This window comes from Sorangium sp. So ce327, assembly GCF_051530205.1.
Taxonomy (GTDB): domain Bacteria; phylum Myxococcota_A; class Polyangia; order Polyangiales; family Polyangiaceae; genus Sorangium; species Sorangium cellulosum_B.
On sequence record NZ_CP150330.1, the window covers coordinates 10,016,748 to 10,041,918 of the forward strand.

A 25,171-nucleotide genomic window follows, 5' to 3' on the forward strand; every position below is an offset into this window, starting at 1 on the left:
CCGATGCCTGACACCCTGATCGAAGAACCGATCCGACCGACCGTGACCGACGACCTCGCCGCGCCCGCGCCCGAGGGCGACCCCGCGCCGGCGCCCGAGGGCGACCCCGCAGACGCGCGCCCCGCGCCGCCCGGCGAGGGCGCCCCCGCCGCCCCGCAGCGCCCGGGCCGCCCCCGCGGGGCCGCGTGCCTCGTGGTCGCGATCGCGCTCGCCGCGTTGCTCGCCGGCGCGGCGCTCGGCGTCTACCTCTTGTTCTGGCGCTATGTGCCGACGGCCCGGCAGCACATCCCGGGCGACGCGAACATCGTGGTCCGCCTCGAGACCGCCGACCTCGCGCTCTTCGGCCCCGTGCGCCAGCACTTCCTCCCGCTGCTCGACGACGCGCCCCAGACCGCGTCGCGCAAGGCGCGCATCGAGGCAGCCACCGGCCTCGATCTCCCGTCGGATCTGCGCGAGATCGTCGTCGCGTCGACCGACGCCGCGAGCTGGGTCGCGCTCGCGGGCGGGCGCATCCCGAAGGGCCGCTTCGTCGCCGGCATGGAGAAGGTCGCCCGCGACGAGGGCTGGACCGGCGTCCGCCGCGAGGGCGAGCTCCTGCTCGTCGGGCCGCGCGCCGTGCTCGGCCAGGCCGACGACGGCACGCTCGTCCTCGGCACGGACGTCGAGATCGTGAAGGCCGCGCTGCCCGCGTCGCCCGACGCAGACGAGTGGCGGCGCCTCGATCTGCCCGAGCAGGGCGCCGTCACCTTCGCGCTCACCAGCGCCGCGTGGTCCGGCGCCGCCACCGCGGTCTCCGGCGTGCTGCCGCGGGCCGGAGCGCTGTTCCGCCGCATCGACCACGCCTCGGGCGCCCTCGCCCTCGGCGCGGAGCCCGAGCTCTCGATGCGCCTCGCGCCCGCTGCGGGTGAGGCCGCCGCGGCGCTCGCCCCGGACACCCAGGCGTTCCTCGGCAGCCTCAAGCTCGCGCTCGCGCTGCTCCCCGACATCGCCGGCGCACGCGCCGCGCTCGAGGGAGCCCAGGCCCTCGCGCAGGGAGAGCGCGTCGAGATCCGGACGAAGTGGCCCCACGAGGGCCTCGATCGCGCCTGCGCAGAGCTCGCACACCGCGCCCGAGCCGCGCGCGACGCCGCAGCGCCGGGCGCCGCGCCCTGAGATCACGCTGCTTTGGGCGGGCGGGCACATCCTTCCCAGCAAAACGGACCGGACCTACAAAAACCTCCAGTGGCTCGGTCGTTGCATTGACAGAGGCCCCTCCTCAGACTACAGGCTCGCCTCTCCCGAGGGGCCCGGGTGCATCGGTACGCGTGTGCCTGCCCCTCCGCCGCTCGTGCGTGGCACCTAGGGTCCACGCCTGCGCCCGCGCGGCGAATCCCAGGGAAGGAAAGGAAACAAGAACGAACAACATGACTAGTAACATCCATATGGAGGCTGGCTCGTCCGGGGCGAGCATGGAGAGCTTTGCCGCGCTCTTCGAACAGAGCGTGGAGGGGGGCGATTTCGCGCGTGAAGGAGAGATCATCTCCGGCACCGTGGTCGCAGTGAACCGCGACTCCGTCGTGGTCGACATCGGCGGCAAGAGCGAGGGCGTGATCGCGCTCCGCGAGTTCGCGGACGCCGCGGGCCAGAGCGCCGTCAAGGCGGGCGACAAGGTCGACGTCTACATCGAGAGCCGCGAGAACGACGACGGCCTCGTGACCTTGTCGAAGGAGAAGGCCGACAAGATGAAGGTCTGGGATGAGATCTCGAACGCCTGCGAGGCGGACGAGCTCATCGAGGGCACCATCAGCCAGCGCGTGAAGGGCGGCCTCTCGGTCACCATCCGCGGCGGCGTGAAGGCCTTCCTCCCGGGCTCTCAGGTCGATCTCCGCCCGATCCGCAACTTGGACAAGCTGATCGGCCAGACCTACAAGTTCAAGGTCATCAAGTTCAACAAGAAGCGCGGCAACATCGTGCTCTCGCGGCGCGTGCTCCTGGAGCGCGAGCGCGACGAGATGAAGGCCAAGACGCTCGAGACGTTGACGGAAGGGATGACCGTCAAGGGGACCATCAAGAACATCACCGAGTACGGCGCGTTCGTCGACCTCGGCGGGATCGATGGCCTCCTGCACATCACGGACATGTCGTGGGGCCGCGTGAACCACCCGAGCGAGGTGTTCCAGGTCGGCGACGAGGTCCTCGTGAAGGTCCTCAAGTACAACGCCGACACCGAGCGCGTCTCCCTGGGCCTCAAGCAGACCCAGGAGGACCCCTGGAACCACGCCGAGGAGGCGTATCCGGCGGGCAAGAAGGTCCGCGGCAAGGTCATGTCGATCACCGACTACGGCGCGTTCGTCGAGCTGGAGCCGGGCGTCGAGGGCCTCATCCACGTCAGCGAGATGAGCTGGACCAAGAAGGTCAAGCACCCGTCGAAGCTGCTCGAGGTGGGCCAGGAGCTCGAGTGCCAGGTGCTCGAGGTGGACGCGCGCGCGAAGCGCATCAGCCTCGGTCTCAAGCAGCTGGAGCCCGATCCGTGGATGCTGTTCACGGACAAGTACCACCCCGGCGACAAGATCGCGGGCAAGGTCCGGTCGCTCACCGACTACGGCGTCTTCGTCGGGATCGAGGAGGGCGTCGACGGCATGGTCCACAAGAGCGATCTCTCGTGGTCGGTGCGCGTCAACAACCCGAGCGACCTCTACCACAAGGGCGATGACGTCGAGGCGATCATCCTCTCGATCAACCACGACGAGAAGAAGGTCTCCCTCGGCATCAAGCAGCTCTGGGACGACCCGTGGCCGAGCATGCTGACGGAGTACCCGCCCGGCCGCGTCCTCGACGACGCCCAGGTGGTGAGCATCGTCGACTACGGCGTGTTCGTGCGGCTGCGCGAGGGCGTCGAGGGCCTCATCTCGCAGAGCGACGTGCAGGAGCCCGAGGAAGGCAAGCTGAAGGTCGCCGACAAGGTGAAGGCCGAGATCTCCTCGCTCGACACGGTCGACCGCAGGCTCTTCCTGACGATGAAGAACATCGGCATGGAGCGCCCCGCCCCGGTCCGGCAGCAGCAGCAGAAGCGCAAGGACGACGACGACAAGCCGGTGGCCGGGACGATCGGTGATCTCATCAAGGAGAAGTTCGGCGCCAAGCTGGACCTGAAGTGACGCGGATCGGCGCGCGGCGTCGCTGAGGCGGCCGCGCGCCAGGCGCTCACCCGCCGCACGTCACAGGTGCGGCGGGCCGAGGGCGCCGCGGTGCCCCCGGCTCGCCGTGTGGACCCGATGTCGACGAGAGGCGAGGCCCTCCCCAGGGCCTCGCCTCTTGCTTTTTCCGCGAGGCCGCGGACGATGCCGCGATGACAGGCCTCCTCGCGCGCTCCGCCCTCGGGGCGCCCATCCTCGCCGCCCTGGCGCTCAGCGCGCTCCCTGCCCGCGCCGACGGCCCCCGCGCCGCGGCCGCCGACCCGTGGTTCGGCGATGACAAGGCGCGCCATTTCTGCGCGTCGATGGCCCTTGCCGGCGGCGGGTACGCGCTCGGTTCGCTCGCGACGAACGACGTCCGGCAGCGGCTCGCGCTGGGGGCCGCGCTCGCGCTCGGCGCTGGCCTGGCGAAGGAGGCCTTCGACGCCGCCGGGCACGGCACCCCCTCGGTCCGCGACGTCGTCTGGGATGCGCTCGGCACCTCCGCCGGGCTTGGCCTCTCGCTCTGGTTCGATCTCGCCGCCACGCCGATCCATTTCTGAGCCCGCATCGACGGCGCTGCGGCGCGCAGGCGCGGCAGCTGCGAGGCGAATGCGAGGGCGGCGCGGCGACGAGCGAGCGGTGGTCCCGCGCGCGTTGCCGCCGTGCTAGCGTCTCCGCGACATGGGTAACCCCCTGTGGGCGCCCTGGCGCATCGAGTACATCCTTGCGCCGAAGGGCCAGGCCGACTGCATCTTCTGCGGCATCCCCCGCGCATCCGAGCAAGAACAGCGCGACCGGCTGGTCGTGGCGACGACCCGCCGCGCGTTCGTCATGCTCAACCGCTACCCGTTCGCCTCGGGCCACCTCCTCATCGTCCCGCACGCGCACGTCGCCTCGCTCGACGCGCTCGAGCCGGCCGATCACGAGGCCCTCTTCCGCCTCGTGCGCGAGTCGACGACCCGCCTGCGCGCCGCGCTCAAGTGCGAGGGCATGAACGTCGGGATCAACCTTGGCACCGCGGCGGGCGCCGGCATCGCCGAGCACCTGCACGTCCACATCGTCCCGCGCTGGCCAGGCGACACCAACTTCATGCCGGTGCTCGCCGACGTCCGCGTCGTCCCGCAGGCGCTCGAGGCGACGCGGGACCACCTGCTCGGCTTCTTCGCCGACCTCCCTGCGTCGGTCGTCGACGAGGGCGCCCACGGCCGGGCCGCGCGCGGCGAGGCGCTGTGAGCGAAGGCCCCTCGCAGCGCACCGTGTTCCTGACGGTCAGCGCCGTCCTCACGGCGGCGCTGCTCATCGTCTCCCACGCGGTGCTGCTCCCGTTCGTGCTCGCGCTCGTGGTCGCCTACGTGCTCACGCCGGCGGTCCTCCGGCTCGAGCGCGCGCGCGTCCCGCGGTGGGCGGCGATCCTCGTCGTCTACGCGCTCGTGCTCTCCGGGATCGCGGGCTTCTTCGCCCTCAGCGTCCCGCGCCTCATCGCCGAGGGGAAGGCGCTCACCACCGAGGCCCCGCGCCTCGCCGCGCGCCTGCGCGAGGAGTACCTGCCCGCGCTCGACGCGCGGCTCAACCGCTGGTCGGGCCGCGAGCCCGCGGCGGCGCCGCCGGCGATCGCGCCCGCACAGGAGCCCGATCAGGCCGCGCGGCCGCCTGGCTCCATCGAGGCCTCTCCTGGAGGAGAGGAGGGCGTCGAGCGCCCGCCGATCCGCATCCTGCCCGGGCCGGACGGCTCATTCGACGTGCAGATCGCCGACGACGTCGAGGTCCGCGAGACGCGCGACGGCGTCTGGCAGATCGCGCAGGCGCGCCCGAGGCACGCGCTCTCCAGCGCGAACATGCTCCAGGAGGGCTACGAGAAGGCGGCCGTCTACCTGAAGGAGAACTCGATCGCGGTCCTCCGGATCGGGCAGGCCATCGCGACGGCCATCTCGCGCGGCATCTTCAACCTCTTCATGACGTTGATGCTCGCCGGCTACATCATCCTGACGCACGAGAAGATCCTGCGCTTCTTCCGCGATCTCTGGCACCCGACCTCGCGCGACTCGTTCGATCGGTTCCTGCGCCGGCTCGACCGGGGGCTCTCCGGCGTCGTCCGCGGGCAGCTCCTCATCTGCCTCGTCAACGGCGTCCTCTCCGCGATCGGCTTCTGGCTCTTCGACCTCAAGTACTGGCCGATCCTCTCCGTCCTCGCGGCGGTGATGTCGCTGATCCCGATCTTCGGCTCGATCCTGAGCTCGATCCCCGCGGTCCTCATCGGCCTCACGCAGTCGTTCGGCACGGCGGTCGGCGTGCTCGCGTGGATCGTGGGCATCCACCAGCTCGAGGCGAACTTCCTGAACCCGAAGATCATCGGCGACGCGGCGAAGATCCACCCGGTCCTCGTGGTGCTCGCATTGCTCGTCGGCGAGCACTTCTTCCAGATCACCGGCGCGCTCTTCGCGGTGCCCTGCCTCTCGCTCGCGCAGACGATCTTCCTCCACTTCCGCGAGTCGACGCTGGGCCTCGCCGATCCGACGGCCACGATCCCGCCGCAGCGCGGCGTCCCGATCATCGCCCCTGCGATCGAGCCGCTGCCGCCGCTGCGCGGCTTCGAGACCGCCCGCCCGGCCTCCACGCCCGTCCCCGCCCCCGAGCCCGAAGGCGAGCCCAGCGCCCGCAGCAGCGACCCCGACAGGGCCGCGAGCTAGCCCTCCACCGCCCGAGCCCCCTCCCGGGGCCGATCGGCTCGTCCGTCCGCCTCCGCTGGCCGCTCCCCCGCAAGCCGGCTATGAGACCCCGCGCCCCGCGCAGGAAATCAGCTCCACGACCTCGATGAAGACCCCCGGCAAACCCACCCCGAAGAAGCAGAGCCCCAAGCAGCAGCGCGAGCAGGCCATCGCCGCCCTCCGCAGCGGCGGAAAGGCCCCCGCCGACCCGCTCTCCCAGCTGAACCCGCGCTCGCTCGCCATCCGCGTCGGCATCCCGGCGCTCATCGTCTGGGCCATCGCCCTGGCCATCCCGGGGATCTGGCCGAAGGCGGTCGCCGGCGTCCTGACGGTCATCGTGGGCGGCGTCATCGTGTGGGCGCTGCGCTTCGCGACCCGGACGCGCGCCGTCGCGAAGATCGTGCAGACCGCCGACTCGGCCGAGGCGCGCAAGGACGCGATCGCCAAGCTCGACACGGATTTCAAGAAGGACGACACGGCCGCGACGTTCGCGAAGGCGCAGCTCCAGATGCAGGAGGACCCGCGGGCCGCGCTCCGGACGCTGGAGACCATCAACCTCGACAAGGTGATGGCCCCGATGGCCGACGAGGCGCGCGCCCAGCGCGGCATGATCCACCTCATCCTGAGCGAGACGGACGAGGCGCGGGCGCTCGTCGACAAGATCGACATGACCCGCCACAAGGAGCCGAGGATCCGCGCCATGATGGCCGCCATCGTCGGCGAGGCGTGGGCGCGGACCGGCCAGGCCGGGAAGGCGGTCGAGCTGCTCGAGACCTTCGATCCGAACGACGAGGCGTTCGCCGAGCTCAAGCCGCAGCTGCTCCGCTCGCGCGCGTTCGCCTATGCGTGGGCGAACAACACGAAGCAGATGAAGACCACGCTGCGGAGCCTGAGCGCGCTCAACCCGCAGTACCTGAGCGGCTTCGTCACGAAGAAGAAGAGCCCCATGGGCGTCCCGCCGCGCGGCGTCCACCCGATGCTCGAAAAGGAGGCGTTCGAGATGCTGATGCGCTCGGGCGCCATCCCTCGCAAGATGCAGCAGATGCGGCGCGGCTGACGCGTGGCGCGCGGCGCGCGGTGCGTGGTCGACCAACGAGCGGCCGAGGCCGACCAGCGTTGCGCCTCGCCGCCGGCGCGCCGAGCCCGCCCGCCGAGAGCGGCCCCTTGACGCGCGGCGCGGCGAGCGGCTCAGATGCGCGCCCTCATGAGAGGAACCGCGCTGCTCTACAGCTCCCATAACCGCTGCAACTTCATCCACGACCACTACATCGCGCAGCGGGCGCTCTCGGGGCGGGACAACAAGCGCATCCTGTTCCTGCCGATGTCCGAGGCGCCCCGCGACGGCAACGAGCGCGAGCGGCAGGAGTTCGCGTACGGCAACTTCAGCTGGTTCTTCCGGTTCTACGAGCGCTTCGGCCTCGAGCACGTGCCGTTCTACTGGAGCAGCGACCTGCGCAGGGAGGACGTCGACGTCCTCTGGCACTACCTCGCGTCGTCCGAGGTGGTGATCCTGGGCGGCGGCTACAGCACGACGGGGCTCTGGCGCTACAAGCAGCTCGGCGCGATGTTCGACGGAGAGCCCGGCAAGTTCGGGCGCCTCCTGCACGAGCGCCGGCAGCGGGGCCTGCTCACCGTCGGGTTCTCCGCCGGGGCCGACCAGCTCTGCCAGCACCTCTTCCGCCGGGTGTGGGACAGCCCCGGCGACAACGACGCGTTCGGCCTCGCGCGCGACACGCTGGTCACGCTCCACCACGAGCCGAGCCGCAACGGCGATCTCTGGCACGCGGCGCGGCGCATGCCCCGCTGCTTCGTCTTCGGGCTCCCGAACGACTCCGGGGTCCAGGTGGACTGGGGCGTGCTCCCGTCCGGCAACATCTGGCAGGTCTACGAGCTCATCATCGACACCTCGTGGGACGATCCCTCCGACGCGCTCCACGTCAAGACGCGGCAGGGCGCGCTCATCGACCACTTCGACCACACGGGCCGCCACTGGGCCTTCCACGGCGGCGACCACGTCGTGCGCGTCGCGTCGCAGGACGGCCGCTTCGACCGAGCGTGGATGACGGCCGGCGGCCTTCTCCTCGATTACTGGACGCGCGAGCCTGCCACCTACGGATCGATCGACGACATCCTTGCGAGCCACTGATCGCGCGCCCCCTGCGCAGCTGCGCCCGCCCTGTGTGGCCACGGTCGCGCGCTCCCAGCGTGACCGCGGACGCGCTCCGCTGCCCGCGCCCCCGGCATTGACGCCAGGCAGGTGGCGCGGCATCGAAGAGCGCGAGGCCCGCCATGCCGCCCCGCCCCTGCGTGTTCTGCAGCATCGCCCGGGGCGAAACGCCGGCCCACGTCGTGCTCGACGAGCCGGAGGTCATGGCGTTCCTGGATCACCGCCCGCTCTTCCCCGGCCACTGCCTGCTCATCCCGCGCGCCCATCACGAGGTGCTCACCGACGTTCCGGCGTCGCTCGTCGGTCCGCTCTTCGCGACCGCGCAGCGCCTCGCGCGCGCCATCGAGTCCGCGTGCTCGGCTGAGGGCTTCTTCGTCGCCATCAACAACCGCGTCAGTCAGAGCGTCCCCCACGTGCACATCCACGTGGTCCCGCGTCGTCGGAGGGACGGTCTCAAGGGCTTCTTCTGGCCTCGTTATAAATATGCGGGTGAGCACGAGATGTGCGGCCTTCGCGACGCCATCGTGACGGCATTGGCTGCGGGTTGAATTCTGTCGCTGGTACGGGTATTTGGACGTGGCGCCGTGCTGGCTCAGGCGCGAGACGTCCGTCCCAGATCGGGACATTCTGCCACACACGGTCTGCACCTCGTTGTGTCTTGCGATGAACCGAGACCGCTGCCAGGTTAGGGAATAGACAGGGCGCTTCCCTGGTTCCCGGGGCCGACAGCCTCTCACTCCTCGAACGATGCTGGCTCTCCGGTCATTTTTCCCTCGGATCGCGCTTCTCTTCATGCTGATCCTCGCCCCCGCTGCGCTGGGACGGGCGAATATCAGCATCATCGAAGCCGGCAACTCCGATGTTTCGGGATCGTTTCGTACCGGGGCCAGCGAGAACGACGCGGGGGGCCTCGAGGCCTTGCAGCCGCCCCACCGCGACGGGGCCCATCGTTCGGTCGCCTCGCGACCGGCGCCGCGCGCCGGCGCGGCGCGGCCGCGCGGCGTTCTCGTCGCCGATCTCCGGCCTGTCCGCGTCCCGTCCCCCGTCCCCCACCCTCCCCTCCGTCGTCCTCCACCACGCTTCCTGAACTGACAGGCTAGCTCCGTGGCTGAGGCCGCTCGCGGTCCGGCTCGGAGTCGCTGGAATCGGAGGTGTTCATGACGATCGCCGCGCCCGATGGGCGCGGTCAACGAGAGGGTTTATTCCATGCAGAAGCTCGCTGAAGGGTTGCACAAGTTCCATGCCGAGGTGTGCGGTACACATCAGGACCTCTTTCGCAGCCTGGCGAGGGGTCAGCGGCCCGAGGCGCTGTTCATCACGTGCTCGGACAGCCGCATCAACCCGAACCTCATCACGCAGACCCAGCCGGGCGACATCTTCATCGTGCGCAACGTCGGCAACATCGTGCCGCCGTACGGCGCCAGCAACGGCAGCGAGTCCGCCGCGATCGAGTTCGCGGTCGCGCACCTCGGGATCAAGCACATCATCGTCTGCGGCCACACGCACTGCGGCGCGATGCGCGGGCTGCTCGATTGCGCGGGCCTCGACGAGCTGCCGGCGGTCAAAGGGTGGCTCCAGCACGCGGAGCTGACGCGCCGCCTTGTGCAGGAGAACTACCCGCACATCGAGGGGGAGGATCGGCTGACGATCACGGTGGAGGAGAACGTGCTCGCCCAGATCGAGAACCTCCGGACGCACCCGACGATCCGCGCGCGGCTCGCGCGCGGCGATCTCTCTCTCTACGCCTGGGTCTTCAAGATCGAGACCGGACAGGTCTTTCAATTCGAGGCTTCGACCGGCCAGTTCGGGCCGATCGGTGACACGGTGCCCCCCTCGGCGCTGCCGGAGTCGACGGTCTACCGGCGGGCCATCTGAGCGCCTGTTCGTCGCCGATCCACGTCTTAACTCGAATCGAGAGGGCCCGTCCGATGCAGCTTCCGAATCCTATCCATGCAGGCGCGGGGGTGAATCCCGCCGGCGCCGTGGCGCTTAGTTCCGAGAGCCCGGGTGCGAGCCGGGAATCGCCGCCGGCGGAGAGCGCGCCGCCGCTTGACCCGCGCCTCACCGCGAACCTCAAGTACGACATCCCCGCCGGCCTCGTCGTCTTCCTCGTCGCCCTGCCGCTCTGCCTGGGCATCGCGCTCGCGTCGGGGGCCCCGCTCCTCTCCGGCATCGTGGCCGGCATCGTGGGCGGGCTCGTCATCCCGCTCGTGAGCCGCGCTCAGCTCAGCGTGAGCGGCCCGGCGGCGGGGCTCGCCGCCATCGTGCTCGCGGGCATCACCAGCCTGCAGAGCTTCCAGGCCTTCGCGATGGCCGTGGTGATCGGCGGCGTCCTTCAGCTCGGGCTCGGCGTGCTGAGGGCCGGCGCGATCAGCCATTTCTTCCCCTCCTCGGTCATCAAGGGGATGCTCGCGGCCATCGGCGTCCTGCTCATCCTGAAGCAGCTCCCCCACGCCGTCGGCTTCGACAAGGACAACTTCGCCTCCGAGTCGTTCAAGGCCGAGGGCGGCAACACGTTCACGATGCTCGGCCAGGCGGCGCAGGCCATCGAGTGGGGCGCGTTCCTCCTCAGCGCCATCTGCCTCGCCATCCTGGTCGGGTGGGAGAAGTCGCGCCTCGCGAAGATCTCCTGGCTCCCCGCGCCCCTCGTCGCCGTGGTCGTCGCGACGCTCGGCAACGAGCTGTTCAAGACGGCGATCCCGTCGCTCGCCCTCGAGCAGAAGCACCTCGTGACGCTGCCCACGGGCGACCTGGTCAGCGCGCTCCAGCTCCCCGACTGGTCCGCGATCCTGCGGCCCGAGGTGTGGGTGCTGGGCGTGACGCTCGCGATCGTGGCCAGCCTCGAGACGCTGCTCAACCTGGAGGCCGTGGATCGGATCGATCCGTGGCACCGCAAGTCGCCGCCGAACCGGGAGCTCGTCGCGCAGGGCCTCGCCAACATGCTCTCCGGGTTCGCCGGCGGTCTCCCGGTCACGTCGGTCATCGTCCGCAGCAGCGCCAACACGAACGCCGGCGCGCGGACGCGGGTCTCCGCCTTCGCGCACGGCGCGCTCCTGCTGCTCGCGGTGGTCTTCGCCGCGGGGCTGCTCTCGCGCATCCCGCTCGCGTGCCTCGCGACGATCCTGCTCGCGACCGGCTACAAGCTGGCCAAGCCCAAGATCTTCGCCGAGATGCGCCAGCTCGGCTGGAACCACTTCATCCCGTTCGTGGTGACGATCGTGGCCATCGTGCTGACCGATCTCCTGAAGGGCATCGCCATCGGGCTCGCGGTCGGCGTCCTCTTCGTGCTGAGGACCCATATGTCCCGCGTCTTCGACGTGATCCACGAGGGGGCTCGCGTGACCATCCGGTTCAACAAGGCGGCGTACTTCTTCACCCAGGGCAACCTCGTCGCGCTGCTCGAGCGGCTGCCGAGCGACACCCACGTGGTCGTGGACGCCCAGGGGGTCTCGTACATCGACCACGACGTCGCGGAGCTGATCCGGCGCTTCCAGCAGTCCGCGCATCGACGCAACATCCACGTCGAGCTCCGCGGCTTCTAAGCGACGCTCAGACACCTGCCCGTCCCCGCCCCCGCGCGACGAGCCCCCTCCCCGGGGGCCTCCTAGGCGTTAACCAAGCCTCACGCCGCGCTCTCCTACCTCCGAACGTTTACGTGAACGTGAACGTGGTCGTGGTCGTGGTCGTGGTCGTCAACGATAGGCCGTGAACGACCACGACCACGTAAACGTTCACGTTCACATTGGTGATCAATGGTGGGGTGAAGGGGGGCTTCGTGCCCTGAACGTGACCGAACGAGCTCGGTTAACGCCTGGGCCCCGGGGGCACGCGAAAACAGCGGCCAATTTGGCCCGCCGAGCCGACTCGAGCGAAGCTGGTGGGATGCGCGCTGCTCTCGATCGGGCCAGGACGACGGGCGAGATTCTTACGCCACGGCTCGACGAGATCCGACGGAGACCGCTCTACTCGCTCCAGGGCTACAGCGGGCTGCACCGATCGTGCGGAGACGTGTACTTCCCGGCGTCGCTCGAGGAGCTGAGGGTGCTGTTCCGCATGGCGAAGCGGACAGGGCGCAGGATCACGTTCCGCGCCGGAGGGCAGTCGTTCGACAGCCAGGCGCTGAACGACGACATCGTGATCTCGATGCACCACTTCCGATCCATCGAGATCGACACGCAAGGAGCGCGGATGACCGTGGGCGCCGGCGCGACCTGGGGAGCCATCGCCCGCGCGCTCGCCGCCCGCGGCTTCGTGCCCTACACGGTCGTCTCGACGAGCCACGCCACCGCGGGAGGCACGGTCTCGGGGGACTGCCTCTCGCGCTTCTCGGGCATCGCCAGCAAAGAGGGACACTACGTCGAGCGGCTCTCCCTCCTCTCCCTCGACGGACAGCTGCTCTCCCTCAGCCGCGATGAGGCCACGAGCGCGCTGTTCCACGCGGTGATCGGCGGGCTCGGCTACCTCGGCGCGGTGATCGATGTCACCTACCGCATCGCGCGCGTCGCCCCGGAAGGGACGCCGATCCGGGTCGTCACCCAGGCGACGCGCTGCGCCTCGCTCGCGGAGCTCGCGACGGCCCTCCTCCCACGCGCGGAGCAGCTCCTGCAGTCCGAAGGAGGCACCGCGGACGAGGACGGGTGGATCCCGGAGGCGCTCTTCTCTATCGCCTTCCACACCCTGGAGGGGAGCAGGGGCATGGTCCTCCGGTCGCGGTACGTCCCGGGGACCTCGCACGAGCTCCGCCCACTGCTGATCCATCGCCCCCGGCACGCGCTCCGCGTCCCGATCGAGTGGCTGATGCGCGCCTCCGTGGTGAGCCGGGGCCTCTGGACGCTCATCGACCGCTTCCTCTTCGATGTCTCACGCCCGTACGTCGATGAGCTGATGGGCTACCTGTTCTTCATGGACGGTAACGTCCGCGCGAAGCGCATCGCGCAGACCTTCGGGATGCCCATGCTCACGGTGCAGCAAGCGTTCATGATCCCCTACGACCCAGGCGCCCGGGAGGACAGCCTGCGCCGGCTCGTCGACTTCCTGGGCAAGGTGGATGAGATCGCTGCCCGAGACGGCATACCGCCGCTCCTCCTCGACGTGCTCCACATCCAGGGCGACCAGTTCCTCCTCTCGGCGAACCACGGGACCGATGGATTCGCGGTGACGCTCGCGTTCGAGGCCTCGGAGGAAGAGAGCGCCCACCGGATCGGCCTCCGCCTCAGCGAGCTCAGCGCGCGCGCGCTCGAGCTCGGCGGCCGCGTCTACCTGGTGAAGAACGTCCACGCGACAGCGGAGCACCTCCAGGCGATGTACGCGCACGCGCTCCCGGAGTTCGTCCGCCTGAAGCGGCTCGTCGATCCCGACGGGCTCCTGCGCAACGAGTTCCTCGAGCGGGTGTTCCCCGCGCACTTCGGCGCGGCGCCACGGCCCGCCAGCCCGTGAGCACGGCGCCCCGGGGGACGGACACCCTCCCTGCTTTCCGGTGAGTCCAAGGCGCGAGGACGCCGCTCGGGCTCGCGAGAGACGGAACCGCGAGGGCGCAGCGAGAGAGAAGAACGCTCTCCGCGCCCGCCTCGCCCCGGTCTTCGCGGCGCGCCGAACAACGGCCCGGACAGCGGCGGGGAATCGGTGGTTGGGATCTTGCAGCTCTCGACGTGAGCGACATGAGCTGACGTGAGCGATGTGAGCACGCGTGCGGACGCGTGGCGAACGCGCGGAGGACGCCGGGGCCATGCATGGCAGTCAACAGCGGGATCAGCCCCTCCGTGCGCGCGGCGCGTACGGGTGGGCTCGACGCCTCTCAGGGGTGCTCACGCCGCTCGTCCCGCTGGCGGTCAGCGCGTGCCGCGGCGACTGCCCGCGCGTCGAGGCCTCGCAGCAGCGCGTCGAGGCCTCGCAGCAGCGCTCCGAGGACACGCAGCAACGCGCCGGCGCGCCGGCGAGCCCGGCGGCCACCGCAAGGTCAGAGAAACGCGACAACCGGTCGAGCCGCGCGCCGACAGCCACCTCCGTCCCGGCGCCCTGGCTGCTCACCATCCAGCCGACCACGGGGGAGGGCGCGAGGATCGCGAGCATGGATATCCGCAGCTTCACGTCCCCGCTCCTGGAGCCGGGCGACGTCATCCTCGCGGTCGACGGGCAGCCGGTCCACTCGCTGGCGGGCCTCGAGGGCTACCTGCGCGCCCGCGTGCCCGGCGACATGGTGGTGCTCACCGTGCTCCGCAACGAGACCACGATCAACTATGCGATGCTCCAGGTGCCGGCCGGCGACGCTCCGGCGCCCCCGTCGGCCGCGGCGACCAGGCCGAGAGGCGGCGGCTGACCGCCTCGCGTCCGCCCGCGGCCTCGGCCCGGCGCGTGTTCGTCAGGGCGGCGGCGCGCGCTCGACGACGAGCGCCTCGATGCGCGCCGCGAGCGCCTCGATGTCCCCGTCCGTCGTCTGCGGGTTCATGATGACGAGGCGCAGCCACGACTCGCCGCGCAGCGTGGTTCGCGTGATGTAGAAGCTCCCCTCCTCCACGATCTGCCGCCGGACGCGGTCCTGCGTCGCCGAGTCGCGGCCGATCCGGAAGCAGAGGATGTTGGCCTGCGGGGCGCCGAAGCACTCGAACGCCGGCCGGCGCGCGAGGAGGCCGTGGAAGCGCCGGGCGGCGTCGAAGAGGCGCTCGACGTGCGCGGACAGGCCGGCCTCGCCGACGAGGGCGAGGTTGAAGAACAGCTTGAGCGACAGCTGCGCCTTCGTGCACTCGAACGTGAGCTTGGACAGGTCGACGCCCTGCCGCTCATCGTCGCCGTGCAGGTACGGCGCGTACTGCTCGTACGTGCCGGCGAGCGCGGCGGGATCCCTGACGAGGACCGCGCAGGCCAGCGTCGATGTGCCGAGCATCTTGTGCATGTCGCAGACGAGCGAGTCGGCGAGCTCGATGCCGTCGAGGAGGCCCCGGTAGCGCTCGGTGAAGCGCGCCGCCGCGCCGTGGGCGCCGTCGACGTGGAGCCAGAGCCCCTCCCGCCGGCAGAACGCGCCGATCTCCCGCAGCGGGTCGAAGGCCCCGTTCGGCGTCGCGCCCGCGTTGGCCACCACGGCGAGCACCCGCTTGCCCGCCCGCTTCACCTCCTCGTACGCCCGCGAGAGCGCCCGCGGGACGATCCGCAGCGCGTCGTCCACGGCGACCTTCACGACGGCATCGACGCCGAGGCCCATGATGGCGGCGGCGCGCGCGACCGAATAATGCGCCGCCTCCGAGGCGAGCAGGACGAGGCCGGGCGGGACGCCCGCCTTGAAGCTCCCCGGGGCGACGCGCTCCCTGCACGCGAGCAGCGCGCTCAGGTTGCCCAGGCTCCCGCCGTGGGTGATGACGCCGTCGCCCTCGGCGCCCCAGCCGATCTTGCCCCGCATCCAGCGGAGGAGCCCGCGCTCGATCGCGGTCCCGGCCGGCCCCATTTCATAGACGGCCATGCCGTTGTTCAGGACGCCGTGCACGAGGTCGGCGAGCGACGACGACAGCATCGGCACGGCCACCTGGTGACCGAAGTAGCGGGGGTGGTGCAGCCGGTTGCTGTTGTCGAGGACGGTGGCGACGAGGGCGGCGAGATCCGCGCCGCCGTGCGCGACCGTGCGATCGAAGTCGAGCGCCGCGAGGATCTCCTCGATCGATCGCTGCACGAGCACCGGCCCTTCCCGGCGCTGCGCCCTGCGCACGTGCTCCGCGAGCAGCGCGCCCAGGCGGGCCGCCTCGCGCTCGAGGAAATCGGGGGAGAGCGCGGTCGTCAGCGCGTCCTTCATCATCGCGCCCGCGCTCCTCGCCCTCTGCCGGGCGCCTTGTCGCCGCCGCGCCTGCCGCTCAGGAACGCGAACGCCTCGTCGACCTGCTCGTCGGTCATCGCGTGCCCGGCGCGCGGCTTGCCGAGCGACCTCGATGGCCACTTCAGCGTGCGGAGCATCTTCGCGAGCGCCACCTGGTCCTTGTGCGCCGGGTCCTTCCCGCCCCAGCCGACGAACACCGGCGCGCGCAGCTTCGTCTGCGCGCCCGCCCGCTGCAGGTAGCGCGCGCCCGAGCCGCCTGCGAATGCCGCGTAGCCGTCGACCGGCAGCCGCCCGCGCATCGCCAGCGACGTCGCGTAGTACGCGCCGTTCGAGAAGCCGAACACGAGCACCCGCTCGAAGCGCGCGCCCGCGCGCCGCTCGAGCTCCGCGCGCGCCGCGTCCCACTCGGCGATCAGGGCGTCCTCGTGGGCCGTCTGCGCGGCGGAGGCGGTGGGCCAGCACCACCAGTCTTCCATCGATTTCATCGATTTTGGCATCGCCTTCGGACCGATACCGCGCCGGCCGCGCGGCATCATCACGGCGGCCCCGTGCCGGGCGCCGGCCCGCGCCGCGCCCCGCTGCTGCGCCCACTGCCACCCGGAATCGGGCTGGACGACGCCGTGCAGGAAGATCACGAGCACCCGCGGGCCAGGCGCCGGCCTGGCCGGCAGGAAGGCGCACACCTCACCGGGCAGCGACGCGAGCTCGGGCGCACACCAGCGGGCCGCCGCCGGGTCCGGCGGGGACGCGGCCGCGCTCGCCACGGGCGCGGCCGCAGGGGGCGCGCTCGCCGTGGGTGCTGCTGCGGAAGGAGCGCTCGCCGCGGGCGCGGCCGCAGGGTGCGGCGCGCTGGTCCCGTCGCCGTTGGCCGAGGCAGATGCGCCCGCGGCCAGGAGCGCGGCCAGGGACAGCACCGTCACGAGCGAGCGCATGGGCGCGCAGTACCATGTCCGCGCTTCTGCCGGGAATACCCCTCGCCGCCTCTCTTTTGCGTCTTTGCCCCGCGACCTGGCGTCGAGCGCTCGCCGCCTGCGGTGGGTTCAGCGCGGGCCGCGCGGCGTGTCAGAGCCGCACCTCGATGCCGGCGCCGGACGCGCTCAGCCACGGCGTCACGGAGCCCGCCTTGGTCGTGCTCGGCGCGGGATCCTTCAGCAGCAGGTAGAGCCCGACGCCCACGGTCGCGACGCCGGCGACGCCGAGGACGTCGCCGGCGATCCCCTTGGCCCGCGCGGCGCCCGCGTCCGCGCCCGTGCTCGAGCGCGCATCACCTGCCTGTTTCAGGCCCGAGAGCCCGAGGATGGCTCCGCCGGCGAAGAGCGCGCCGCCCGCGCCCAGGACGACGAGCGGGAGCGTCCGGCTCGAGGATGCATCGGCAGCGCCGGCCACGGGAGGCAGAGCGCCCCCGGCAGCCGAGGCCTGCCTCGTCTCGATCGTGGCTCGCGCCAGGGTGATCGGGACCTCGACCGAGCTGCCCGCGCCGACGCTGAACCGGGCGACCGCGGCGCGGAACCCCGGAGCGCTCGCCGCGATCTCGTGAGCGCCCGGATCCAGCTCGATGACCTGACCAGGGGCCGCGCTCAGCGGCCTCCCGTCCATGGTCAGCGTCAGCTCGCCGATCTGGGCGGGCCTGACGGCGATCGTCGCTCGGCCGATGCGCCCTTCGAGCGCCGCGACCGCCTCGCGCGCCGGCACGACGTAGGGAGAGGTCGTCGGCGTCGGCGGCTCGGCCAGGAATGCGCGAAAGCTGGCGAGCGCTTCGACGAGGTGCCCGGTCTCCTTCTGCGCGACGCCGAGGCTGTAGCGCGTGAGGGGAGCCGCCTTGATCTGGAGCGATCGGGCGTACAGCGCGCGCGCCTCCTCCCAGCGTCCCTGCTTCGCCAGCTTGGCCCCCTGGACGAACAGCACGCGCGCGGACTCCACATCGCCCGCGCCCTGCGCCGACGCGGTGAGCGGGACCGCGGCCATGAGCAAGGCCGCGGCGAGCGCGACGCCGAGGCGTGTGGATCGCGCTGCGGGGCGCGCGCTCATGAGCACTCTCCTTGCCGGCACTTCGTACGGGCGGGACATCTGTTGTCACAGGCGCCGCAATGAGCGTCGTTGTTCCACAGGTTGGTCTCGCAATGATGCGCCGCGTCCCCGTCGCAATCGGCGTAATGGCCATTGCAGGTCGTCTCGGTGCCTGCGCCGCTGCTCGCTGCAGCGCCTCCCGCGCCGCTCCAGCTGCTCGCGCCCTCGCCTCCCGCGCCGCTCCCACCAGCGCCGCCTCCGCTGCCGTCGCCTCCCGCGCCGCTCCCGCCGGCGCCGCTTCCGCTGCCGTCACCTCCCGCGCCGCTCCCACCAGCGCCGCTTCCGCTGCCGTCGCCCCCGCCGACGCTCGCGCCAGGACCGCTACCGCCGCTAGCGCCAGCGCCGCTCCCATCGCTCGCACCAGCGCCGCTTCCGCTGCCCTCGCCTGCACTGCTGCTCGGGCCAGGGCCGCTCCCATTGCTCGGGTCAGGGCCACTCCCGCTGCTGGGGCCAGGGCCGCTCCCGCTGCTCGGGCCAGGGCCGCTCCCGCTGCTCGGGCCAGCGCCGCTCCCGCTGCTCGCTCCAGCGCCGCTCCCGCTGCTCGCTCCAGCGCCGCTCCCGCTGCTCGCTCCAGCGCCGCTCGCGCCGGCGCCGCTCCCGCTGCTCGCTCCAGCGCCGCTCCCGCTGCTCGCTCCAGCACCGCTCCCGCTGCTCGCTCCAGCACCGCTCCCGCTGCTCGCTCCAGCACCGCTCCCGCTGCTCGCTCCAGCACCGCTCCCGCTGCTCGCGCTCCCGCTGCCTCCGCTGCTTGTCGCGCTCTCGTCGCCACCGCTGCCCACGGTGGTCCTGCTCGTGCTCGCGCCGCTGCTCCCGATGAGGTCGCCCCCGCCGCGCCCGTCGCCGACCCGGTCCTCGAGCCCTCCAGCGCCCTCTGTTTCGTCGGCCTTGTCGGACAGCTCCTCGCTGATCAGAGCGGAGCAGCCTCCCGGCCCGAGCCCCGCTGCAGCGAGCGTGACCAGGAGGAGCATCAGATCGCCAGAACCACGAAGGGAGCGGTGCTTCACCCCGGGAGTGCGCATGACCACCTCAGAAGTCGGGCGCCGCCGGCAGCGGCATGGACGTGGAGACAGGCCGCGGACGCGGCGACGCAGCTCGCTGAGCGCGCGGCTCGACCACCGGAGCGCGCGGCTCGGCCACCTGGGCGCGCGGCGCGGTCCGGTGGCCGGCCGGCTCGGCCACCGGAGCGCGCGGCTCCGCAGGCGCCGGCAAGAGCTCATCCCATGGATCGCTCGGCTCCTCCCACGGCTCGCTCGGCTCGTCCCGCTCGGCAGGCGCGCTGTCCGCCGCCGCACCCCTCACGGCCGTCTCGGAAGCAGCTGCGCGCCGCGCGCCGGCGTCGCGAGGCGCGGCGCCGATGGAGGACGCAGCGGACGCCGTCCCCCGCAGCGCTTCCGACGCGCCCAGGGCGACGGCAGGAGCAGCCGCCATGACCGCCGGCCGAGCGGTGCCCGCGCTCGCGCTCCCACCCCGCGCGCCCAGCCCCAGGACGACCACCAGAGGCGCGGCGAAGGCGAGGACCCCGGCCACGATCGCCTTCTGGAGCCACGGCGAGGCCGTGAGCCCGAGCCGAGCTCCGCGCCATGCCTCGGCCATCTTGATGGTGCCGCCCCGGCGCGCGACGGGCGCGGCCGCCGGCGTCGGCAGCGCGCCCGGCGCCTCCCGCGCGCCGGCCGAGAGCTGCGCCGCCACCTCCGCCCCGGAGGCCGCGCCCGCAGGCGCGGCGATCGTAGCCGCATTCTCCGCCGCGAGCGGCGGCTCGGCCCCTCGCGCGAGCCACTGGTGTGCGAGCGACGTGCCCGCCACATCCGCCGTCACCCCGCGCTCGACCGCCCAGGCGGCAAGCGCGCGGCCGAGCGCGCGCATGCTGGGCCATCGATCGGCCGGCGACTTGGCCAGCCCGCGCTGGAGGATCGCCCACAGCGCCTCGTCGCCGGCGCCGAGCTCTGTCGTCGGCACGGGCTCCTTGCTGAAGATCGCCACGATCACCGCGCTCAGCGTCTCCCCGCTGAACGGCCGCCGCCCGGTGATCATCTCGTACATCACCACGCTGAACGCCCAGACGTCGGTCTGCTCCCCGACGTCCAGCTGGCCGTCGGCCTGCTCCGGCGACATGTACTCCGGGCTGCCGACGATCATCCCTCGCTGCGTGATCGCAGGGCTCGCCGCGTTGGCGAGCTTGGCGATGCCGAAGTCGACGACCTTGGGGACGTGGCCGCCCGCGCCGTCGGGCACGATGAGGATGTTGGCAGGCTTGATGTCGCGATGGACGATGCGCTGCGCGTGGGCCGTCGCGAGCGCGCACGCGACCGGCAAGAGCATCTGGACCGCCTGCTCCGCCGGCACCCGGCCCCTCGCCTCCAGCCAGCTCGAGAGCGGCGTGCCCTCGAGCAGCTCCATCACCAGGAACGGCTCGCCCGCGTCGGTCTCGCCGAAATCGAACACGCGCACGATCGCCGGATGGCCGAGCTTCGCCGTCGCGCGCGCCTCCCGGAGCAACCGCTCGGCGGCGTGGCCGTCGAGCTGCTCCTCGTGGAGCACCTTGATTGCCACGTCGACGTCGAGCCAAAGGCTGCGCGCACGCCACACCGTGCCCATGCCCCCAGCGCCCAGCCGGCCCACGATCTGGTACTTGCCCGCGAGGACCTCGCCCACGGCGCGCTCCCTCTGCGGCGATCCACGGACGCTCGACGAGACGCCGCCCGTGCTCTCATCGCCTCTCCCGGCGAGCGCGAGCCATCCGCTCTGGCCGGGGACATGGTGCTCGTCCATCATGGGTCGCCCTCCTGGAAAGCAAGCGGCGAACCAGGAGCCGTCTCCTCACCTCCGCCGGCGCCTGCGCGACCCCCCAGCCCACGTCCCGCCGCGCGCGCAGCGTCCGGCGAGCTCGACGCTCACCCGCGCGCCCTCGGGGCGAGACGACAAGACGAGCACGGATCCCCCTTTCCGGCCGGGAATCGGCCGCGCGCATCGGTCACGCTGGGGCAATTTGCACCAAGGCAGTGTGCGGAGGAGCGAGGCGCCCGCCATGATGCTCGGCAAAGCCTCGCCCCCGGCCTCATCGATTCGATCCGGGGATCGTCGGATCGACCCCAGCGAGCGCGCATAGCGCCAGGGGCTGCGCAGCAGCGCTCTCACTCGTGCAGGCGCACCGCGGTCTGTCTCGTCAGGACGGCGGCCGAGTGTCCCGCATGCAGCGTGTACACGCCGGGCTCCACCTGCCATCGGCCTGCCGCCCAGTGCGCGAAGGCCCGCGGCTCGACGGTGACGGCGACGTCGACCGTCTGATCGGGCTCGGCCTCGACGGACGCGAAGCCGGCCAGCCAGAGCGCGGGGCGCTCGACCCCGGAGTCCGGCCGCGACAGGTAGAGCTGGACCACGTGGCGCCCGCGGCGCGTCCCGACGTTGCGCACGCGCACCCGCGCCTCGACCGCCGCGCCGGCGGCGACGCTCGGCGCTTCCACGTCGAGGATCTCCCACCGCGTGTAGCCCAGGCCGTGCCCGAACGGGTAGGCCGGAGTGACGCCGGCGCGCGCCCAGGCCCGGTACCCGATGTGCAGGCCCTCGGCATAGACCAGCTTGCCGTTCTCGGGCTTCGTCGAGAGCACGGGCACGTCCTCCGCGCGCGCGGGCCAGGTCGTGGGCAGGCGGCCGCCGGGCTCCACGGCGCCGAGCAGCACGTCGGCGACGGCGGCGCCGAACTCCTGGCCCGGGAACCACGTGAGGAGCACGGCGGCCACCTCGTCGCGCCACGGCGTCGTCACCGGCCCGCCGGAGTTCACAAGCACGATCGTCCGGGGGCTCACGGCCGCGACGGCGCGGATCAGCTCGTCCTGGCGGCCGGGGAGCCCGAGCGTGGTCCGGTCGAAGCCCTCGCTCTCGATCGCCTCGGTGGTGCCGACGACCACGATCGCGACGTCGGCGGAGCGCGCGAGCTCCACGGCGCGCGCCAGCTCCTCCTCGTCGGACAGCGCCGGAACCTCGGCCCCCAGGGAGAACGCCACCGCGAGCGTGCCCACGGGGACGGTGTGCGTCAGGGCGAGATCGATCTCCTGGCCGGCGGCCAGGGACAGCTCGGCCGCCCGCTGCGGCGGGGCGAGCAGGGCCGCGGCCATGTCGTCCTTGTCCGGCAAGACCGCCTCGTCGAAGAGGACCTGCCCGCCGGCGGTGAGGCGGTAGACGCCCACGCCGGCCACGCCGATCCGGTAGAGCCCGGCCTCGGCGGCGCGGAACCGCGCCGTCACCTCGATCGTCGCGGCCTCGTTCGCGCGCTGATCCCCGATGAACGTGAGGCGCCCGACGTCGCGGTGCTCCTCGTGCAGGACGCCGCCCTTCGCGTCGAGGAGCCGCACGTGGACGCCGTGCTGGCCGCTCACGGGGTCGACGACCTGGTCCCCGGCCACCGGCACGAGCCCCTCGTGGATGCGGGTGCCGACGGCGTGGAGCACCTCGGCGCGCCGGCCGAGCGCGGCGCGCAGCCCTTCCAGCGGCGAGACCGCGTAGTGCGGGTGGACGCTGGCGCTGCCGCCGCCCTGGATCCGCCCCGCCGCGGCGCTCGGGCCGATCACGGCGACGCGCCGCAGGCTGGCCGCGTCGAGCGGGAGCGCGTCGCCCTGGTTGCGCACGAGCACCATGCCGGCCGCGGCGGCCTCGCGGGCGAGCGTCCCGGCCTCGGCGCTGGAGAGCGGGGCCGGGGCGGGCGCGGCCGGCGCGACGCCCTCGAGGGCGCCGACCCGGGCGGCGAGGCGCAGCAGGCGGCGGACCTTGTCGTCGATGGCCTTCTCGGGCACCGCGCCGCGGCGGACGGCGGCGACGAGCGCCTCGCCCCAGGGCCCTCCCGGGCCCGGCATGGCGAGGTCCAGCGCCGCGCGCGCCGCGGCCTCGGTGGAGCGGGTCGCGGTCCAGTCGGAGATCACGACGCCGTCGAAGCCCCACTCGTCCTCGAGCGGCGACGCGAGCAGCGGGCTCTCGGTCAGGGTCACCCCGTTGACGGCGTTGTACGAGGCCATCACGAGCCACGCGCCCGCGCCGGTGATCATCCGCTCGAAGGGCGCGAGGTAGAGCTCGCGCAGCGTGCGCTCATCGACCCGGACGTCGACCGTGAACCGCTCGGTCTCCGAGTCGTTGGCGACGTAGTGCTTGGGCGTGGCGCCGACGCCGTGGGCCTGCAGCCCTCGGACGTAGGCGGCGCCGATCCGGCCGGTCAGCAGGGGATCTTCCGAGAAGCACTCGAAGTGCCTGCCGCCGAGCGGGCTGCGGTGCAGGTTGACGGTCGGCCCCAGGACGACGTCGACGCCCTTGCGCCGCGCCTCCGACGCCAGCGCGGCGCCGACGCGCTCGAGCAAGGCCTCGTCCCATGTGGCCGCGAGGGCGGTCGAGGAAGGGAGGCACACCGAGGGGTCGCGCTCGTCCCAGCGCTCGCCGCGCACGCCGACCGGGCCATCCGAGACGACCATGCGGCGCAGGCCGATCGCGGGCTCGGGGTGCGTGCTCCAGAAGTCGGCGCCCGTGAGCAGGCGGACCTTCTGCTCGAGCGACAGCGCGGCGAGGGCGTCCGCCACCCGCCGTTCGACGGCCTCGGGCAGGTGATCGGTCTTCTGGGGACGAGCGGAGCGCGAGTCAGCGACGGCCATGAACCCTCCTGGAAGCGCGGAGGCGCCGCCGGCGAGGCGGCGGCGCGCACGGGACTACCGCGGTCGAGGAAACACCAGGTTCGCAGGAGAGTCACGGTCTCCGAAAGCTCGCGCTCGCCACGAGCCGTGGAAGCTGCGGAGAGGAGCGCCGCGCGCGCCTCGGCGGCGCTCCGGCCGGCGCCCGCTCGCGAGCGGGCGGGCGGGCGTCGCGGTGGTGCGGTGGTCGAGGACGCGCCGCCCGTTGCGCGGGGATGGGAACGGCGCGATGCTCGCCGTCCCTCGAGCGAGGCCGCTGCCATGAGCCTCTCCACCGTGCTCCGCGTCCTCGGCCGCAAAGACGGCGAGGTCCACAGCGTGTTCCGCGCCGGGTCGCGCGTGTACGGCACCGCGTCCGCGACGTCGGACGAGGATTTCGTCGCCGTCCTCGCGCGGCGCGACGCGCGGCAGGACCTCGCCTTTGCGCCGGGCGTCAACGTCGTCGTCCACGGCCTCGACACCTTCCGCGACGCCATCGCCGAGCACAGCGTCTTCGCGCTCGAGTGCCTGTTCCTGCCGCCCGAGCACCGGCTCAAGGAAGGGAGGCCGCCCTTCCCGTTCAAGCTCGACAGGAAGAAGCTCGCCGCGTCGGCCGCGAGCCGCTCCGCGTCCGACTTCAAGAAGGCCGGCGCCCGCTTCGACGACGAGCCGGAGGCCTCGAAGAAGAAGCTCTTCCACGCCCTCCGGGTGCCGCTCTTCGCGGTGCAGATCGCCGAGTCCGGCGTCCTCCACGACTACGGCGCCGCGAACCCGTACTGGCGCGAGATCGTCGCGGACGAGCGCCTCGACTGGGAGGAGTACCGCAAGGCCTACGGCCCGATCCGCGAGGGCCTCTGCGATCGGCTCGCGGCGCTGGCCTCACGGCGGTGACGCGTCGGCTGGCGCCGGCGCCGGCGCCGGCCCCGGGGCGAGGCGCTGAGGCCGGATCTCCTGGTGCATCCAGTGCTCGTCCGTCTGCACGTGCCCGCGCCGCACCCACTTGGCGAGCCGCCGCTGGAACGCCGCGTCCGGGAACTCGCCGGCGGCCCGCACCACCACGCCCTCGCGCGGGCCGCCGAACGCGGAGGGCTCGCGCGCGAGCGCGGTCGTCAGCGCCTCGAGCTCGCGCTCGCCCTCGACGGTGCCCCGGAACAGGACAGGCACCGTGGGGAGCCCCAGATCGTTCGCCTGGGCCACGACCATGTCCCACTCCCAGAAGAGGCCCCGCACGTCGTCCCGCACGCCGAAGACCAGCGAATACCCCGGGAGCGCCTCGTACTCGATGGAGTGGATCGCATAGCAATACTCGCAGAAGAGCGACATGCCCTCCGAGAGCAGGTGCGCGATGCTCGCGTGCGTGGCCTTCGCGAGGTCGAAGCTCGGGTGGGACGGAGGGCCCGAGTGCGATCGGGAGAAGACGCTCGCCCGCGTGTACGTGAGGTTGCTCCCGTCGCACTTCTCGGTGATGACGATCTCGACGCCCAGCAACCCCGACACGTCTGCCATCCTCTTGTCGTCGGACGTTCCGCCGGGGGACCACGGCAGGTGGAACGAGCGAGGGTATTTGGCGGACATGGCGGTGCCAGGGTAGCACCGGCGTCCTTTCGCGGACATGCTACGGCCCTCACGCGCGC

General features: G+C 72.2%; 20 protein-coding genes. 13 read left to right on the forward strand and 7 right to left on the reverse strand.

Going from position 1 to position 25,171, the window contains the following annotated elements; all coding sequences use genetic code 11:
- Positions 1-3: 3 nt before the first annotated feature.
- From WME95_RS37510 to WME95_RS37565, 12 genes are all read left to right on the forward strand, one after another.
- Positions 4-1,152, forward strand: a complete 1,149-nt coding sequence (locus tag WME95_RS37510; RefSeq protein WP_437904117.1) for a hypothetical protein — start codon at positions 4-6, stop codon at positions 1,150-1,152.
- Between the two features lie 179 nt (positions 1,153-1,331).
- Positions 1,332-3,137, forward strand: a complete 1,806-nt coding sequence (locus WME95_RS37515) for a 30S ribosomal protein S1 (protein WP_437904119.1) — start codon at positions 1,332-1,334, stop codon at positions 3,135-3,137.
- Between the two features lie 191 nt (positions 3,138-3,328).
- Positions 3,329-3,715 carry a hypothetical protein gene (locus WME95_RS37520; protein WP_437904120.1) on the forward strand — a complete coding sequence of 129 codons (387 nt, stop codon included), beginning with the start codon at positions 3,329-3,331 and terminating at the stop codon, positions 3,713-3,715.
- A 121-nt stretch (positions 3,716-3,836) separates the two neighbouring features.
- Positions 3,837-4,388, forward strand: coding sequence for an HIT family protein (locus WME95_RS37525; protein ID WP_437904121.1), 552 nt, complete (start codon positions 3,837-3,839; stop codon positions 4,386-4,388).
- Positions 4,385-5,842 carry an AI-2E family transporter gene (locus WME95_RS37530; RefSeq protein ID WP_437904122.1) on the forward strand — a complete coding sequence of 486 codons (1,458 nt, stop codon included), beginning with the start codon at positions 4,385-4,387 and terminating at the stop codon, positions 5,840-5,842. Before WME95_RS37525 ends, WME95_RS37530 begins: the two co-directional genes overlap by 4 nt.
- Before the next feature lie 124 nt (positions 5,843-5,966).
- On the forward strand, positions 5,967-6,917 hold the full coding sequence (locus WME95_RS37535) for a hypothetical protein (RefSeq protein ID WP_437904123.1): 951 nt from the start codon (positions 5,967-5,969) through the stop codon (positions 6,915-6,917).
- Between the two features lie 147 nt (positions 6,918-7,064).
- Positions 7,065-8,006 carry a hypothetical protein gene (locus WME95_RS37540; protein ID WP_437544636.1) on the forward strand — a complete coding sequence of 314 codons (942 nt, stop codon included), beginning with the start codon at positions 7,065-7,067 and terminating at the stop codon, positions 8,004-8,006.
- Positions 8,007-8,149: 143 nt separating this feature from the next.
- Complete coding sequence (locus WME95_RS37545) at positions 8,150-8,575, forward strand: HIT family protein (RefSeq protein WP_437544638.1); 426 nt, start codon at positions 8,150-8,152, stop codon at positions 8,573-8,575.
- Between the two features lie 658 nt (positions 8,576-9,233).
- Positions 9,234-9,902, forward strand: a complete 669-nt coding sequence (locus tag WME95_RS37550; RefSeq protein ID WP_437904124.1) for a carbonic anhydrase — start codon at positions 9,234-9,236, stop codon at positions 9,900-9,902.
- 107 nt (positions 9,903-10,009) lie between these two features.
- A complete protein-coding gene (locus WME95_RS37555; RefSeq protein WP_437544642.1) occupies positions 10,010-11,569 on the forward strand; it encodes a SulP family inorganic anion transporter in 1,560 nt (519 codons plus the stop codon).
- Between the two features lie 340 nt (positions 11,570-11,909).
- Positions 11,910-13,463, forward strand: a complete 1,554-nt coding sequence (locus WME95_RS37560) for an FAD-binding oxidoreductase (RefSeq protein ID WP_437904125.1) — start codon at positions 11,910-11,912, stop codon at positions 13,461-13,463.
- 289 nt (positions 13,464-13,752) lie between these two features.
- A complete protein-coding gene (locus tag WME95_RS37565) occupies positions 13,753-14,343 on the forward strand; it encodes a PDZ domain-containing protein (protein ID WP_437904126.1) in 591 nt (196 codons plus the stop codon).
- 42 nt (positions 14,344-14,385) lie between these two features.
- Here the strand turns inward: WME95_RS37565 and WME95_RS37570 are convergent, their stop codons facing one another.
- From WME95_RS37570 to WME95_RS37595, 6 genes are all read right to left on the reverse strand, one after another.
- Positions 14,386-15,807 carry a pyridoxal phosphate-dependent decarboxylase family protein gene (locus WME95_RS37570; protein WP_437904127.1) on the reverse strand — a complete coding sequence of 474 codons (1,422 nt, stop codon included), beginning with the start codon at positions 15,805-15,807 and terminating at the stop codon, positions 14,386-14,388.
- A complete protein-coding gene (locus tag WME95_RS37575; protein WP_437904128.1) occupies positions 15,804-16,757 on the reverse strand; it encodes an alpha/beta hydrolase in 954 nt (317 codons plus the stop codon). The genes WME95_RS37570 and WME95_RS37575 overlap by 4 nt, the downstream gene beginning before the upstream one ends.
- Positions 16,758-16,887: 130 nt before the next feature.
- Positions 16,888-17,853: a PEGA domain-containing protein gene (locus tag WME95_RS37580; protein ID WP_437904129.1), complete on the reverse strand. Its 966-nt coding sequence runs from the start codon at positions 17,851-17,853 to the stop codon at positions 16,888-16,890.
- A complete protein-coding gene (locus WME95_RS37585; RefSeq protein WP_437904130.1) occupies positions 17,850-18,911 on the reverse strand; it encodes a hypothetical protein in 1,062 nt (353 codons plus the stop codon). The genes WME95_RS37580 and WME95_RS37585 overlap by 4 nt, the downstream gene beginning before the upstream one ends.
- Before the next feature lie 7 nt (positions 18,912-18,918).
- Positions 18,919-20,664: a protein kinase domain-containing protein gene (locus WME95_RS37590; protein ID WP_437904131.1), complete on the reverse strand. Its 1,746-nt coding sequence runs from the start codon at positions 20,662-20,664 to the stop codon at positions 18,919-18,921.
- Between the two features lie 359 nt (positions 20,665-21,023).
- A complete protein-coding gene (locus WME95_RS37595; protein WP_437904132.1) occupies positions 21,024-23,522 on the reverse strand; it encodes a beta-glucosidase in 2,499 nt (832 codons plus the stop codon).
- A 297-nt stretch (positions 23,523-23,819) separates the two neighbouring features.
- On the opposite strand from WME95_RS37595, the gene WME95_RS37600 reads away from it, so the two are divergent.
- Positions 23,820-24,428, forward strand: coding sequence for a hypothetical protein (locus WME95_RS37600; protein ID WP_437904133.1), 609 nt, complete (start codon positions 23,820-23,822; stop codon positions 24,426-24,428).
- Here the strand turns inward: WME95_RS37600 and WME95_RS37605 are convergent.
- Positions 24,417-25,043 (reverse strand): RNA ligase family protein, encoded by a 627-nt coding sequence (locus tag WME95_RS37605; RefSeq protein ID WP_437904134.1) that lies wholly within the window; start codon positions 25,041-25,043, stop codon positions 24,417-24,419. The genes WME95_RS37600 and WME95_RS37605 overlap by 12 nt on opposite strands.
- Between the last annotated feature and the right edge of the window lie 128 nt (positions 25,044-25,171).